The following is a 15,185-nucleotide window of genomic DNA, read 5'->3' on the forward strand; positions in this document are numbered from 1 at the left end:
CGGGCGAGTGTTCAAGCGTGGCGACGGCTTTACCAGGAAGTGCCTGTTCGAAGCCGCGAAGGTGACCGAATGCGTCCAGCCGGGACGCACGGCGAGTAGAGATCGCTCCCTGGACTGCGGCGACGACCGCCCCCCTTCGATCAGCCCAACCCTGAACGCAAACATGCGGCCCCAAGCGGCGACCGCGGAGAGAACCTCAGAGCCCGGCACGCAGGATGAACCGCAGAAGATAAACTCTTGACGACGGCGATTAGAGGACAGAGGGACGTTACCTTTCCATCACTAGGGAACAGCGCTTCCTTCCCTTAGGTTAAGGGAAGGGGCGACTTTGAAACATGAGGTAGATGACCAGGACGGGGGGTGCAGGTCCGGACACTACGGTCACAGGCAGGGCCCCCTGCATCGCGACATAGATCGTCAGCCTGCTGGTCAATCGCAAGCTCCGTGACGCCGCGGTGAATACGTCCTAGCCTGAAGACCAAGCCCCTGCGGATATCGCAAGCTCCAGCAACCAACGTGCATGGGACGCTGTCGAACACACGCTACGACGTCGCCTCGTCACAACAAAGAGCTAACTTTTATTACTTCATTACCACTCGGTGTGAACCGAATCCGGAAGAAGATGGTTGAGGCCTGGGCAAGCGGGCCGGACGTTGCTGGACCGCACCAGAGGGCGTCACCAATGTATCTGCTTCACTTGGCCTTGGGCGGCTGCCTCAAGGCCCCGCCGGTCCTTTACGGTGTTACCGAGGACACGGGCGGGCACATTGCCTATGTCTTGGGCGCCGCGACGGCGCTGGCCGAATGCCCCGAGGTGCGGCAGGTCGACATCGTGACACGCGCCTTCGCCGGGGCGCAGCACGATCCCGTTCACGCGGCTCCGGTCGAGCGGATTACGGACAATTGCCGCATCCTGCGGCTTCGGACCGCCAGCCGCGACTATCTGTCGAAAGAACGGCTGGAGGCCGAGATCCCCGCCTTGACCGGTACCTTTTGCGCGATGATCGACGGCATGGAGCGCAAACCCGATGTCATCCACGCCCATTTCGCCGATGCAGCACGGTTGGCGCAGGCGGCCGAGGCGCGGTTCGGCATTCCCTGGATTTATACACCGCATTCCCTAGCCTTGCAGAAGAGTTCAGGCGCGGCGTCCGATCCCGCGCTCGCCTCCCGACTGGCATCCGAGATGGCGGCGATTGCCGGCGCGGGGGCGATCGTCGTCTCATCCCGCGACGAGGCCGAGCGGCAGGTGACCGCTTATGATGCCGAGGCCGAAGGTCGCACAAGCTGCATCCCGCCGGGGGTCACGCTGGCCCCGGACCGGGGGACAGCCGCGGGCGACCGCCTGATCGCGCCCTTCCTGCGCCGGCCGGACCTGCCCATCCTGCTGGCGGTGGCGCGGCCGGTCCGCAAGAAGAATTTGTCCGCACTGGTCGAAGCTTACGCCGCAAATCCTGCGCTTCAGGCACGCGCAAACCTGGTGATCCTGGCCGGGCTGCGCGCGGGTCTGGCAGGTGCCGACGAACAGGCCGAGGTGATCCGCGAACTTTTCGACGTGGTCGACCGGCACGGGCTGTGGGGCAGGGTGGCGCTGCCGTCGCGCCATGACGACGCGGCACTTCGCGCGCTTTATGCCAGGGCGGCGAAAGGTGGTGTCTTCGTGAACCCGGCCCGGCATGAGCCCTTCGGCCTGACGCTGATCGAGGCCGCGCAGGCCGGGGTGCCGATCGTCGCGACCTGCAATGGCGGGCCCGTCGACATCCTGGATCGGATCGGCCACGGCGTGCTGGTGGCGCCGGACGATCCCGCCGCCATCGCCGCCGCCTGCCTGCGAATGCTGGACGCCAATCCGGCCGCGGTCGAGGCCGCGCAAGAACGGGCGCTGCAGCATTTCAACTGGTCGTCCTGGACGCGTCGCGTGCTACCGGTCTGCCGCAACCTGACGCGCCGCGCCGCGCCGGTGCGGCGGGGGGTGGAACGCATCCTTGCATCTGACATCGACGGCACGCTGACGGGCTGCCCCGTCGCCGCGCGACGCTTTGCGGATTGGCACGCCGCGCGCCATGCCGGGATGCTTTTCACCGTCGCGACCGGCCGGTCGATCGGCGAGGCGCGGCGGGTGCTGGGCGAGTGGGAGCTGCCGCGCCCGGACGTGTTCATCACCTCGGTCGGATCAGAGATCTGGCGCTGGTCCTCGGGCGACCGCGTTCTGCGCTGCGCCGATTACGCCGCAGCCATCGACAAAGGCTGGGATCGCGCGGCGGTGATGGCCATGGTCAGGCGGCACGAAGTGACATGGCAAGCGGAATGCGAGCAGCGGCGTTGGAAACTGTCGCTGTTCGGCAGCGCGGCAGTCGCCCGCCGGATCGAGGCTGATCTGGCGCGCAGGGGGATCGCCGCGCGCGTGATCCCCTCGCACGGGCGCTTCATCGACATCCTGCCGGCTGGCGCAGGCAAGGCTGCCGCCCTGGCGTTCGAGGCCGCCCGGCATGGCCTTGACTTGGGGGACTGCATCGCGGCGGGCGACAGCGGCAACGATGCTGACATGCTGGCGGCCAGCGGCGCGGCAATCCTGCCGGTGAATGCATTTGCCGAACTGGCGGGGCTGCACGGACAGGAAGTGTATCACAGCCCACACGCCCATGCGGCGGGGGTGTTGGACGGGCTGGCGCGGCTTGGGCTGGCGCGGCCCGTCTCCAGGCGTCGGTTGCAACATGCGTGACACCCTGACCCCGCAGCGCCCGTTCGGATACTTCGTTCACCACCAAGGGCGCGGCCATGCCGAACGCTGCGCCGCAATAGTGAACGCACTTCCGCCCGCGAGGCCCGTCACCATCTTCTGCGCGCGCCGGGACATCTTCCCCGCCTTGCCGCCGCATGCCCAGGTCGTGACGATCCCCTCGCTCTTCGAGCGGACGGGAGATGAACGTGACATGGACCAGATCCCGACCCCCGAGACGCTGCACTGCGCGCCACTGGGCTGGCCGGGCATCCGCCAGGCCATGGCGCAGATTGTCGCGTGGTTCGCCGAGGAGGACCCCGCCCTGATGATCTGCGACGTCTCGGCCGAGATCGCGCAGCTGTCCCGCATCTGTTCGGTCCCGCATGTGAAGGTGCTGCAGCACGGGGAGCGGACCGATCCCGGCCACCGGGCCGCCTATACCGGCGCCGCCGGACTGCTGGCGCCCTTCGCCGCCGCCTTGGCGCAGCCCGACTGGCAGCCGTTCGCGGGCAGGATGCATTTCGCGCCGGGCCTGGGCGTGCCGGCCGTTCCGCCACCGGACCGGGACGCGGCGCGGCGGGCGCTTGGCATCGATCCGGCCGCAAAGGTCGCGCTGGTCATTTCGGGCGGGGGCGGCAGCGGTTTCGCCGCCGCACCGCTTGGCATCGCGGCGCGATCCTTTCCGGATTGGCAATGGCTGGCGATCGGACAGGTCCAGGCCGACTGGCATGCGACACAAGGCGCAAATCTGCAGTTGCGGGGCTGGGTGGACGATCCCGACACCTATATAGCGGCGGCGGACCTTGTGGTGTCTTCGACCGGCAACACCACCTGCGCTGGCGTTCTGGCGACCGGGCGGCCCTGGATCGTGGTCCCTGAATGGCGTTATTTCGACGAGCAGCGCCTGAAGGCCGAGGCGCTGGCACGGGCCGGTGCCGCGTTGCACCTGCCGCACCTCCCCTCCAGCGCCCATGCCTGGCAAAACGCCGTCGCGGCCGCCTTCGCGGCGCATGACCCGGCCGCGCAAGCCGCCCTTCGCGGACAGGGCGCCGCCGAGGGTGCCGCCGCCTGGCTGGAAACCCTTGCGGGGAAACTTTGGGCCGATCACCCAATGAATCCCCGTTCCCTGCATCATCCATCGGCGCGACAGACAGAAGGAGCCACCGCATGACCCGAGTATCCGCCCTGACCATCGCTTCGGGTCGTGAGGCCCATCTGAAGAACGTCATCAGGGGCTTTCAGGCGCAGACGCACCCCCCGGTCGAGCTGATCATCGGCGTCATGCAGGATGCGGACTATACCGACCTGCCACAGACTGATTTCCCCATCCGACAGATCCGCGTGACCGCGCCCGAGCTGCCGCTCGCCGCCGCCCGCAACACCGTCGCGGACGCCGCCAGCGGCGATGTCCTGATCTTCGTCGACGTGGACTGCATTCCCGAGCCCGGCCTGATCGCCGGCTATCTTCAGGCGATGGAGGGGCAGTGGGGCCTGTTCATGGGCGAGGTGCTCTATCTGCCAAAGGGCGCGACGGATGACGGGCTGGACTTCGACCGCTTCGCCGGCGTTGCCGTCAAGCACTCTGACCGCCAGGGTCCGCCCGCGCGCGGGATCGAGGCCTGCGGAGATTACCGCTGCTTCTGGTCGCTGAACTTTGCCATGCATCGCAGCGACTGGCAGGCCAGCCCGCGCTTCGACGAGGCCTTCACCGGCTATGGCGGCGAGGATACCGATTTCGGCCGCGCCCTGTCCGTAGCGGGCACCCCGATCTGGTGGATCAAAGGCGGGCGGGTCTATCACCAGTATCACCTCCACTGCATGCCGCCGGTCCATCACCTGCATTCCGTCCTGCGCAACACCGAGGTCTTCGCCGCCAAATGGGGCCACCGGACGATGGAGCACTGGCTCTACGCCTTCGAGCTGATGGGGCTGATCCTCAACACCCCGCGCGGCATCGTCGTGCTGCGAGAGCCGGGGCCGGCCGAGTTCGACCTCTGCGAACAGCAGGGCCACATGCCCTACGCCAATTCCCGCCGCGTCATCGACAAGCTCAAGGCGGATCATGCCTTGACGACGGCCGAACGTACGGCGGCGGTAGAGCGGGCGCAGAAGGCGATGCTTTTGCCCGCCGCAGAATAGGGGTGCCTGTCCTGACAAAGCCGCCCGTCACGCCCCTGCGGATCGCGCTTCTGGCCCATTGCCGTCATCCCGTTGCGCCCCCCTTCATGGGCGGGATGGAGGCTCATTCACACGCACTGGCGCATGGCCTGGCTGCGCGGGGACACGAGGTGGTGTTGTTCGCCGCCGGCGACAGCCGCGTCCAGGTGCCCCTGCAGCCGCTGCTGCCGCGCCACTATGACAGGGATTTTCCGTGGCACGAGTTCCACGGCACCGACAGGCTGGATGCCTATCTGGATGCGGCTCATGCCGACGCGCTCGATCTCATCGGCGGAATGGGATTCGACATCATCCACAACAACACGCTGCACCGCTATCCGCCGCGGCTTTCGCGGGCCGCGCGCGTTCCGATGGTAACCTCGCTGCATGTCCCGCCCTTCGACGCATTGCTTCGCGCCATCCACGAAAGCGTGGCGCCGTGGCACCGCATCACCGGCTGCTCGGCCCCTCATCTGACCGGCTATTGGCCTGAGGGCGCGCCCAACACGGCGCATATCGTGCCGAACGGGATCGACCTGTCGGCGTGGCCTTTCAGCCCCACGGGCGATGGCAGCGCAGTCTGGGCGGGGCGGATCACCCCGAACAAGGCGCCGCATCTGGCCATCGCGGCGGCCCGCAAGGCGGGCGTGCCGCTGACGATCCTCGGCATGATCGAGGACAGCGACTATTTCGCTGCCTATGTCCGGCCGGCATTGGGCGGTGGGGTCCGCTATGGCGGGCATGCTTCGGCTGGCGATCTGGCGGCCGCCTATGGGGCGGCGTCGGTGCTCTTGTTCACGCCGCAGTGGGACGAACCCTTCGGCCTGACCGCGATCGAGGCGATGGCCTGCGGCACCCCCGTCGCCGCTGTCGACATGGGCGCGGTGCGCGAGGTCATCGGAGAGGCGGGGTGCTACGCCGCGCCGGACGGGTCGGACCTGGACGCGGCACTTGTTGCGGCGATGCAGATCCCGCGCCTGCGCGCCCGGCACCGGGTCGAGACGCGGTTTTCCCTGGAACGAATGGTCGAGGGCTACGAAAGGCTCTATGCCCTCGCACGTGCCAGTGTCGCTGAACCGTGCGAACCCGTCGCTTTTCCCGAGATCGAACTCCCCGAATGCCTGCTGATCCCCAAGGCAAGTGCCGTCTGACCGGATGCCGGGCGCGAAAGCATGGGCGTCGGAATCGTACGCCTCGCTGACGCTTGTCGGGTCTTGCGGCGACGCGGGCTCCGATGCCGTTTCGGAATCACCCGAGATGCCCATTGCAGTGGATAGGACACTCTAGCGGCTGCGCAACCTGGGAAAGAGCTGCTTCAACAAGCTGCAGGATGCCCGCGGCGCCGCCGCCCAAGGCGGCAAAGTTGCGGAGAGGTTCCTCGGCTTCATCGACGAGGTGGCTGGGGAAAACTGACGGCCGGTATCAGTGGACTTCCCCCGTATCAGCCGGGCCAGAAATTGCTCCACTGGACGAGGAGATGACCATGACGAGACGACCGCGCGGAACTATGGCCCGGCCTTCGAGGCCAAGGTGGCGGTAGCCGAGATCAAAGGCGAGCGGACTTTGATCGAATTGGCACAGGACGTTGATGCCCCCCAAACGGATCAAGCAGTGGCGTGACCAGTTGCTGCAAGGTGCGACAGGTGTCTTCGGTGACACGCCGAAGGCTAAACGGGATCGACCTAAAAACACTACTTGCCCAGATCTGAAAATGGGCAACAGGAATGATGCTCCGCAGGGCTAACGCGGCTCCGCTGGAGCCACGGTCCCTGCTTCGGTGTCCCGTGCGCTCGGAAAGGCGGGTCTGTTGCCAGGACCAAAAAGATGGTCGCTCCTACAGCAAAGCTGAGCGTAAGCCGAAAGGCCCTCGTGCTGGGGATCAGCCGGGGCAGCGTCTATCACAAGCCCCCCCTAATGTCGGATGCTGATCTGAAACTGATGCATTGGATCAACAAGCTGCACATCGAATTCCCGTTCGCAGGGAGCCGAATGCTGCAGGGTTGGGCCAGGAAGGCTTAGAGGTCGGGCGACTGCACGTTGCCACGCTGATGAAGCGGATGGGGATAGAGGCGCGCTATCGCGAACCCAACATTCCGGAACCGGCGCCGGAACACAAGATCTACCCCTACTTGCTGAGGAATCTGGCCATCACCCGGCCCAATCCGGTCCGGGCAATGGACATCACCTACATCCCCATGGCGCGCGGTTTCATCTATCTCGCCGCCGCTGCCTGTCGAACGTCGAATGGCTGCTTGGGGATCGCGGTCATGATGCTTGGTTTAGAGATGCGGTGCAGGACAAGGAGTGCGCGCCTGGACCGTTGGCCAAACGAAGTGCATTACACCAGTCAAGTATGACGAGGGCCGCTACAAGCGGCGAAGTTGCATTGAGATCATGTTCGGCAGGCTGAAGGATTGGAGGCGCGGGGCGACCTGTTATGAGCGCAGCACCAAGGTCTTCCTCTCAGTTATCGCGCTCGCGGCAACCTACATCTATTGATACGAACCCCGACCCAAGCGGCTCCTGTGCCGTGATTTCTCCCTTGGGTAGGCAGAACTGGTGATATGACACTGGAATTTCTATCGGGAGCAGGAAGTTCAAGCCCATTGCCACCGGTTGTGCTCGTGGTTGCCATCGCAGCCGAGATGGCTGAACCAATGTTGCAACAGCCAAGCCAAAGGCCGCAATTCGGGGCAGTGGTTCGGGCCGGTTGATAAGCTTAAAGCTGTTGTTGCTCCTTCAGCCGGTAGCGCTGGATCTTGCCGCTTTCGGTCTTGGGAAGCGCCTCGGTGAAGATGACTGATCGGGGGTACTTGTAGGGCGCGATGCTGCGCTTGACGAATTCCTGCAGCTCTTGGGCCTTGATCTCGCAGGGGGCGATGCCGGGGCGCAGGACGACATGGGCCTGTACGATGATGCCGCGCGCGCCGTCCGGGGCGCCGATCACGCCGCATTCGGCGACGTCGGGATGGGCCAGCAGCGCCGCCTCGACCTCTGGGCCGGCGATGTTGTAGCCGGACGACACGATCATGTCGTCCGCGCGGGCGGCGAAGCGGAAATAGCCGTCCTCGTCCTGGATGAACGTGTCGCCCGTCAGATTCCAGCCGCCGCGCACATAGTCGGCCTGCCGCGCGTCGTCCATGTAGCGGCAGCCGACCGGCCCGCGCACCGCCAGAAGGCCAGGTGTGCCGCGCGGAACCTCGGCCTGAGAGCGATCGACCACCTTGGCCTGATAGCCGGTCACCGGCTTGCCGGTGACGCCGGGGCGGGCGTCGTCCAGACGGTTCGACAGAAAAATGTGCAGCATCTCGGTCGCGCCGATCCCGTCGAGGATTGGCTTGCCGGTGCACGCGACCCAGGCCTCAAAAACCGGGGCAGGCAGCGTCTCTCCGGCCGAAACGGCGCAGCGCAGCGACGACAGGTCTGCCCCCTCCTTCATCGCGGCCAGCATAGCGCGATAGGCGGTCGGTGCGGTGAAGCAGATCGTGGCCCGGTGCGCCTGGATGATGCCGATCAGGTCGGCGGGGGCGGCCTTCTCCAGCAGCACGGACGAGGCGCCGAAGCGCAGCGGAAAGATCGCCAGCCCGCCCAGTCCGAAGGTGAAGGCCAGGGGCGGCGAGCCGACGAAGACATCCTCGGGGCGGACGTCCAGCACTTCGCGCGCATAGGCGTCGGCGACGATCAGCAGATCTCGGTGGAAGTGCATCGTAGCCTTCGGCACCCCGGTCGAACCCGAGGTGAAGCCCAAAAGCGCCACGTCGTCACGCCCCGTCTCGACCCAGAACGGGCCTTCGGGCTTGGCGGCGGCGGCGCGGTCCAGCTCGCCCTCGAGGCCCTTCGTGCCGTCGAAGGCGACGATTCGCTTCAGATGCGCGCTATCGGCCAGGCAGGCCTCCATCTCGTCCAGCATCCGCATGTCGCAGAGCGCCAGTGCGACCTGGGCCTTTTCGGTGTGCTGAAGCAGTTCCTTCTTGCGCAGCAGTGGCATGGTGTTCACGACCACGGCGCCGGCCTTGGTCGCGCCCAGCCAGCAGGCGACCAGGGCGGGAGTGTTTGCCGCGCGGATCAGGATGCGGCTGCCAGGGACAACGCCGTAATCCTCGACGAGGGCGCGGGCGATGCGGCTGGTCCAGTCGGAAAGCTCGGCATAGGTGCGGCTGCGGCCTTGGCCCGTCAGCGCGATGCGGTCGCCGAAGCCGCGCTCGACCATGCGGTCGGTCAGCTCGACAGCAGCGTTCAGGCGTTCGGGATAGTCGAAGCCATCCAGAAGATAGGCCGGCTGGCAATCCTCGGGCGGCAGGCGGTCGCGGCAGAAGCTGTCGATATGCAGGCTCGGGCCGAGCATGGGAAACTCCTTGCAAAAGCGGTTCGGCCCCGCCGGCCGCGCCGGCAGGGCGGTCGATGTCAGACCTGCAGATAGCGGGTCTTCACCTCGGGGGTGGCACGCAGGTCGTTCGTGGTGCCGGACCAGACGACGCGCCCCTTCTCGATCACGACATGACGATCGGCAAAGCGCGCCAGCGCGTCCACGTTCTTGTCGATGACCAGGATCGCCTCGCCGTCGTCCTTGAGATGGCGCAGGCAGGACCAGATCTCGTCGCGGATCAGCGGGGCCAGGCCCTCGGTCGCCTCGTCAAGGACGATCAGCTGCGGGTTGGTCATCAGCGCGCGACCGATCGCCAGCATCTGCTGCTCGCCGCCGGACAATTGGTCGCCCATGTTCCGCCGCCGCTCCTTCAGGCGGGGGAAGAGGTCATAGATCCTGATCAGCGTCCATTTGCCGGGACGCGCAGTGGCGATCAGGTTCTCCTCGACCGTCAGGGGGGCGAAGACCTGCCGCCCCTCGGGGACAAGGCCGAGGCCGGCGCGCGCGATCCTGTGCGGGGCGGCCCCCGTCAGGTCGCGCCCGTCGATGCTGACGCGGCCACCCTTCGGCGCCAACAGCCCGAAGACCGAGCGGATCGTCGTCGTCTTGCCCATGCCGTTTCGGCCCAGCAGCGTGACGACCTCGCCCCGCGCGACCGAGAGGTCAATGCCGAACAGCACCCGGCTGTCGCCGTAGGAAGCCTGAAGATTTTCGACAGTCAGCATCAGGCGGCCTCCTCGCCCAGATAGGCCGCGCGAACCTTGGGATCGGCGCGCACGTCGGCGGGTGTGCCGGTCACCACGATCTGGCCGTAGACCAGGACCGAGACCTTGTCGGCCAGCGCAAAGACCGCATCCATGTCATGTTCGATGAGCACCATCGTCACGCGGCTCTTCAGCGCGGCGAAGAGGTCGACCAAGCGCGCGGCCTCGTCATGGCCGGTGCCCGCCAGGGGTTCGTCCAGCAGCAGAAGGCGCGGGCGGGTGGCCAGCGCGACGGCCAGTTCCAGCTGGCGCTTTTCACCGTGGCTCAGCGATCCGGCCATGCGACTGGCGCGGTCGGCGAGGCCTGTGCTGGCCAGATGGGTCATCGCCTCGTCGTTCAGCGCGGTTTCGGTCGCCGCCGGGCGGAAGAAGCGGAAGGACGATCCGGCGCGGGCCTGCACGGCCAGTGCCACGTTCTCCAGCGCGCTGAAGCCGGGCAGCAGCGTCGTCAGCTGGAAGGACCGCGCCAGACCGCGCCGCACACGGGCCGCCATGTCCAGCCGGGTGATGTCCTCGCCCGCATAGACCACCTGACCCGCGTTTGAGCGCAGTTGGCCCGACAGCTGCGAGATCAGCGTCGTTTTGCCCGCGCCATTCGGGCCGATAATGGCATGGATTTGCCCCTCTGCAACATCGATGGACACGTCCTGCGTGACCTTCAGGGCGCCATAGGATTTCGACAGGTTGCGAACGCTCAGCAGGGCCTCGCTCATTTGCCGTCCCTGACAAGTCCGAGGCGGCGGAGCAGTCCCGACAATCCGCCGGGCGAAAACAGCGCCACGAGGATCAGGATCATGCCGAAGCCAAGCCGCCAGTGTTCCGAGTAGCGCGCCAGACCCTCTTCCAGCGCGATCGTTACCAGCCCGCCGATCATCGCGCCGGTCAGGCTGCCGACCCCGCCGAGGACCAGCATCACGATCAGCTCGCCCGCGCGGTGCCAGCTCATGTAGGCCGGCGAGACATAGATCGCCTGGTTGGCCAAAAGCACCCCCGCGACCGAGCAGAGGCAGCCGGCGATGACATAGGCCGTCAGCTGATAGGGGAAGGGGCGAAAGCCGATCGCCTCCATCCGCAGGGCGCTTTCGCGAGTGCCGGTCAGCACCCGGCCGAAGCGCGACAAGGTCAGCCGGTAGAGGCCCGCGAAGACGGCGATCAGCAGGATCAGCGTGGCATAGAACATGCCTTGGGCGTCCTGCAGCAGCGGCATCCCCGCTATGGTCGATCGTGCGGCCAGCGCGACCCCGTCATCGCCCCCAAGGGTCGAAAACGATACGAAGAAGAAGAACGCCATCTGCCCGAAGGCCAGCGTGATCATGATGAAATAGACGCCGCGCGTCCGCAGGCTGATCGCGCCGGTGACAAGCGCGAAGACCGCCGAGGCTGCCATAGCCGCCAGGATCTGGATCAGCAGGTCGTCCATCCCCGCGCGCGACAGGATCGCCACTGCATAGGCGCCGAACCCCAGATAGGCGGCGTGGCCGAAGGACACCAGCGCGCCGTAGCCGAGGATCAGGTCCAGCGACAGGGCCGCGATGGCGAAGATCATCATGCGGGTGGCGATGACGACCACGAACGGCTCGTCCAGGGCCTGCGCCACCGGCGGGACGACCGCCATGATCGCGAAGACGCCAAGCGCCAGCTTCAGGCGCCCGGCCAGGCGGGTGCGCGGCGCAGCGGCAGCGTGGATGTGTGACAGGTCGGTCATCGCGCCACGCTCCGCCCGAAGAGGCCGGTCGGCCGCCAGAAGAGGACCGCTGCCATCAGCACATAGACCAGCATCGGCGCCAGCGTCCGCCCGGCCTGAGCGGCCGCCGCCGGGTCCAGCAGCGATTGCAGCAAGATCGGGCCGAACATCCGGCCGAGCGTGTCAACGACACCGACCAGAAGCGCGGCGCAGAACGCGCCCTTGACCGACCCAACACCGCCGATCACGATGACCACGAAGGTCAGGATCAGGATGCTGTCCCCCATCCCCGGATCGACCGACAGGATGGGCGAGACGATGGCCCCGGCAAATCCCGCAAGCATCGCGCCGGCCGCGAAGACCAGCATGAACAGCCGGTTGATGTCGGTCCCGAGGGCCGAGACCATGGCCCGGTTCGCCGCCCCCGCCCGCAGCAGCATCCCGACCCGCGTCCTGGCGATTACGAACCACAAAAGCAGCGCGATCCCCAGGCCCATGCCGATCACTGCCAGGCGATAGACGGGATAGCTGAGAGGCCCGATCAGCGGGACGCTGCCCGACAGCGCCTCGGGCATGGCAACCGACAGCGGGGCCGACCCCCAGATGATGCGCGACAGCTCGGACAGGACAAGGACCAGTCCGAAGGTCGCCAGCACCTGGTCCAGATGCGACCGGTCATAGAGCCTTCGGAAGATCAGCACCTCGAGCACCAGCCCCACCGCCAGCGTCAGCGGCAGGACCGCCACCAGCGACAGCCAGAAGTTGCCCGTCGTGCCCATCACCATCGCCATGACATAGCCGCCGATCATGTAGAGGACGCCATGCGCCAGATTGATGAAGTCCATGATGCCGAAGACCAGCGTCAGGCCGGCCGCGACCAGGAACAGAAGGATGCCGAACTGCGCCCCGTTCAGAAGCTGCAGCAGGAAAAGATCGAACATGCGAAGTTCCTTTCTGGCAGGTCTTTCCGGCGAGCAGCCGCCATCGAACCCCTGGCCCTGCCAGGGAAAGGTCAGCTGCCCGCGTGGACCCGAAAGGGTGTCAGTTCATCGCGCAGTCGCCGACATAGCTGTCGCTGGCGGCCGTGAAGACCTTCTCGACGACCGAGGTGCGATAGTTGCCTTCGTCGTCCTTGATGGCCTTCGTCAGGTAGAAGTCCTGCACGGGGAAGTTGTTGGCGGCAAAGGAGAACTGGCCGCGCAGGCTGGGAAACTCGGCGGCCTTCAGCGCAGCGCGCAGCGCCTCTCGGTCCTCGGTCCCGGCCTCGGACACCGCGCTGTCGATCAGCATCAGCGCGTCATAGCCGCCCATGGCGTAGAGCGAGGGCACCCGGCCATAGGCCTCCTTGAAGGCCGCCACGAACTCGGCATTGCCGGGGGTGTCCAGGTCGGGGGCCCAGTTCGATCCGGTCAACATGTCCACCGCCGCGCCCTGCTGGGCGGGCAGGGTCGTTTCGTCCACGGTGAAGGCGGTCATCAGCGGGATCTGAGACAGGCCCGCCTGGTTCCACTGCTTGACAAGGTTCACCCCCATTCCGCCCGGCATGAAGGCATAGACCGCCGCCGGCTGGAAGGCCGCGATCTGCGCCAACTCTCCCGAGAAGTCCAGCTGGCCGAGCGGCACGAACAGCTCGCCCATGACCTGACCGTCATAGGCGGCCTTGAAGCCGTTCAGGCTGTCCTGCCCCGCCTGATAGTTCGGCGCCAACAGATAGACGCTGCCGATGCCCTGCTGGTTCATGTGCTCGGCCAGGACCTGCGGCATCTGGTCGTTCTGATAGGACACGACAAAGATGTCGGGGTTGCAGTCGCGCCCCGCGAAATTCGACGGCCCCGCGTTCGGCGACACTAGGATCGCCCCGCCCTGCGTCACCGGCGCCGCGATGGCGGTCATGATGTTCGAGAAGATCGGGCCGACGACGAAATCGACGCCCTCACTCTCGACCAGTTCGCGCGCCTTCTGGGCGGCAAGATCGGGCTTGCCCTCGTCGTCGACGACGATGATCTCGGCCTCGCGCCCGCCGACCTTACCGCCCAGCTTCTGTTCGGCCAGCAGCAGGCCGTCACGGGCATGCTCGCCCAGCACCGCGGGCGGGCCGGACAGGGTCATCAGCACGCCGATCTTCAGCGGTTCCTCGGCCCAAGCGGCCGAGGCGGTCGTCAGCATAAGCGCAGAGAGAATGGCCGTGGCGCGCATCCGGTGGACTCCTGTTGGATTGTCTTCTTTTTTGTTGGAAACAACTTCATACCTGAAGCTTAAAAAAGGCAACAAGAATCTTCGCCGCTTTGCAGTTTCCCTCAACCTCAAGCACATCCGCGGGGCCCGTAGGCTGGATCAGTCTGTCATGCCAGAACATTATATGACACGCGCCAATAAATTAATTCATACCTAAATGACCTTCTTGTCGGCTGCCGGCTCCAGATACCGCTCCAACCCGGCTCGAATGTCGTCCGGCCAAGGTGTGGACCTGTGCGTATCCAGCGAGGTCAGCACGATCTTCTGCTGAATCGTCCATATCACGTCTGCCCCGACGGTCACGACGGTTTCAAGCTCCAGCGAAGCTCGGCCGACCTTGCGGACATGCACGTTGAAGGTCAACACGTCTCCATAGACCGCGGGCTTGGTGAACAGGATGTTCATTGACAGCGTGGGCAGGCCCATCCTGCGATCGAACATGATCTCTTTCCAGGTGACGCCGAACGAGGCGAACATCGCCTCATTCACGTCGACCAGCATCGATAGGTAGGCCGGGTGATAGGCGATCCCGGTCAGGTCGCAATCGCCGAATCGCAACGGCTTCGAGATGGTGAACGGCATGGGGATCCTTTGCATATCTGGGGGCCAAGGCGGCTACGTGATGATTTATACTTGAAGCATATATGCCGCGAAGGTTCTGTCAACGCTGACCACGGGTAGTTGTCATCAAGAAGAAAGCTACAACAGAAAGACGCCGCTTGCATTTCACTTTCAAAACAATTGTCCTGTCTTCAAGGATCGTCTGGAGATGAGTATCGCCATTGTTACCGTGGGCGTCGCTCTGTGCTTCCAGACCGACTGTCGGCCAACGAAAGTAGGGGGGCTGCAGGCCAGCCATGACTTGGTCTTGGCGGCGGACAGGCTGAGCTTGCGCATCCGCGGGCTCCATGCTGATTGCTTGGGTGCCGAGGTCGAGATGCGCCGCAACCATTTCGTCTGGCTAGAAACCCGGCAGAAGTTCGACGACGCCTTCACCTTCATCTTCGAGAAGACCGAACACGGTTGGATCTGGGCCCATTCCTAATTAGTCCGGCCTGAACAACTCCTACCGTTTTGATCTGATGTGCTGAAGCCGCGGTTCTGCTCGCTTCGGATTGCGGGGTTTAGTATGCTCTGCAGGATGACCTGCTCCGTCCACGATTGGTCGACATGATTGACACGCGCCACGAGCTGGTGAAGCTTGCGGTGCTGATCGATTGGGAGTTTTTCGAACGGGAATGGGCCGCCTTCTTCCCG

13 protein-coding genes and 2 pseudogenes are annotated in these 15,185 nt (G+C 65.5%); 8 read left to right on the top strand and 7 right to left on the bottom strand.

Annotated elements, in window-relative coordinates; genetic code table 11:
- The 7 genes and pseudogenes from OC184_RS17190 to OC184_RS17220 form a co-directional block, all read left to right on the top strand.
- Positions 1–241: hypothetical protein (locus tag OC184_RS17190; RefSeq protein ID WP_265508386.1), on the top strand; the 241-nt coding region annotated here is incomplete at its 5' end.
- Positions 242–682: 441 nt separating this feature from the next.
- A complete protein-coding gene (locus OC184_RS17195) occupies positions 683–2,722 on the top strand; it encodes an HAD-IIB family hydrolase (RefSeq protein WP_265508387.1) in 2,040 nt (679 codons plus the stop codon).
- Complete coding sequence (locus OC184_RS17200; protein ID WP_265508388.1) at positions 2,715–3,893, top strand: glycosyltransferase; 1,179 nt, start codon at positions 2,715–2,717, stop codon at positions 3,891–3,893. Before OC184_RS17195 ends, OC184_RS17200 begins: the two co-directional genes overlap by 8 nt.
- Positions 3,890–4,861, top strand: coding sequence for a glycosyltransferase family 2 protein (locus OC184_RS17205; protein ID WP_265508389.1), 972 nt, complete (start codon positions 3,890–3,892; stop codon positions 4,859–4,861). The genes OC184_RS17200 and OC184_RS17205 overlap by 4 nt, the downstream gene beginning before the upstream one ends.
- Positions 4,862–4,863: 2 nt before the next feature.
- Positions 4,864–6,030 (top strand): glycosyltransferase, encoded by a 1,167-nt coding sequence (locus OC184_RS17210; protein ID WP_265508390.1) that lies wholly within the window; start codon positions 4,864–4,866, stop codon positions 6,028–6,030.
- Positions 6,031–6,975: 945 nt separating this feature from the next.
- Positions 6,976–7,101, top strand: a pseudogene (locus OC184_RS20730) (IS3 family transposase); the annotation flags it as partial.
- Positions 7,077–7,378: pseudogene (locus tag OC184_RS17220) on the top strand (transposase); the annotation flags it as partial. The pseudogenes OC184_RS20730 and OC184_RS17220, both read left to right, overlap by 25 nt.
- Before the next feature lie 220 nt (positions 7,379–7,598).
- Here the strand turns inward: OC184_RS17220 and OC184_RS17225 are convergent.
- The 7 genes from OC184_RS17225 to OC184_RS17255 all read right to left on the bottom strand — a co-directional run bounded on the left by OC184_RS17225 (position 7,599) and on the right by OC184_RS17255 (position 14,510).
- Complete coding sequence (locus tag OC184_RS17225; protein ID WP_265508391.1) at positions 7,599–9,224, bottom strand: benzoate-CoA ligase family protein; 1,626 nt, start codon at positions 9,222–9,224, stop codon at positions 7,599–7,601.
- A gap of 59 nt (positions 9,225–9,283) precedes the next feature.
- Positions 9,284–9,970, bottom strand: coding sequence for an ABC transporter ATP-binding protein (locus OC184_RS17230; protein ID WP_265508392.1), 687 nt, complete (start codon positions 9,968–9,970; stop codon positions 9,284–9,286).
- Positions 9,970–10,722, bottom strand: coding sequence for an ABC transporter ATP-binding protein (locus OC184_RS17235; RefSeq protein ID WP_265508393.1), 753 nt, complete (start codon positions 10,720–10,722; stop codon positions 9,970–9,972). Before OC184_RS17235 ends, OC184_RS17230 begins: the two co-directional genes overlap by 1 nt.
- Positions 10,719–11,714, bottom strand: a complete 996-nt coding sequence (locus OC184_RS17240) for a branched-chain amino acid ABC transporter permease (protein WP_265508394.1) — start codon at positions 11,712–11,714, stop codon at positions 10,719–10,721. Before OC184_RS17240 ends, OC184_RS17235 begins: the two co-directional genes overlap by 4 nt.
- Positions 11,711–12,634: a branched-chain amino acid ABC transporter permease gene (locus OC184_RS17245; protein WP_265508395.1), complete on the bottom strand. Its 924-nt coding sequence runs from the start codon at positions 12,632–12,634 to the stop codon at positions 11,711–11,713. The genes OC184_RS17240 and OC184_RS17245 overlap by 4 nt, the downstream gene beginning before the upstream one ends.
- A 100-nt stretch (positions 12,635–12,734) precedes the next feature.
- The gene (locus OC184_RS17250) at positions 12,735–13,889 is read right to left on the bottom strand and encodes an ABC transporter substrate-binding protein (RefSeq protein ID WP_265508396.1); all 1,155 of its coding nucleotides are present in this window, start codon (positions 13,887–13,889) and stop codon (positions 12,735–12,737) included.
- A 192-nt stretch (positions 13,890–14,081) separates the two neighbouring features.
- Positions 14,082–14,510: an acyl-CoA thioesterase gene (locus tag OC184_RS17255; RefSeq protein WP_265508397.1), complete on the bottom strand. Its 429-nt coding sequence runs from the start codon at positions 14,508–14,510 to the stop codon at positions 14,082–14,084.
- Between the two features lie 187 nt (positions 14,511–14,697).
- On the opposite strand from OC184_RS17255, the gene OC184_RS17260 reads away from it, so the two are divergent.
- A complete protein-coding gene (locus tag OC184_RS17260) occupies positions 14,698–14,973 on the top strand; it encodes a hypothetical protein (protein WP_265508398.1) in 276 nt (91 codons plus the stop codon).
- The last annotated feature ends 212 nt before the right edge of the window (positions 14,974–15,185 follow it).

Source organism: Paracoccus rhizosphaerae (assembly GCF_026162645.1).
In the GTDB taxonomy this organism is placed as follows: Bacteria; Pseudomonadota; Alphaproteobacteria; order Rhodobacterales; family Rhodobacteraceae; genus Paracoccus; species Paracoccus rhizosphaerae.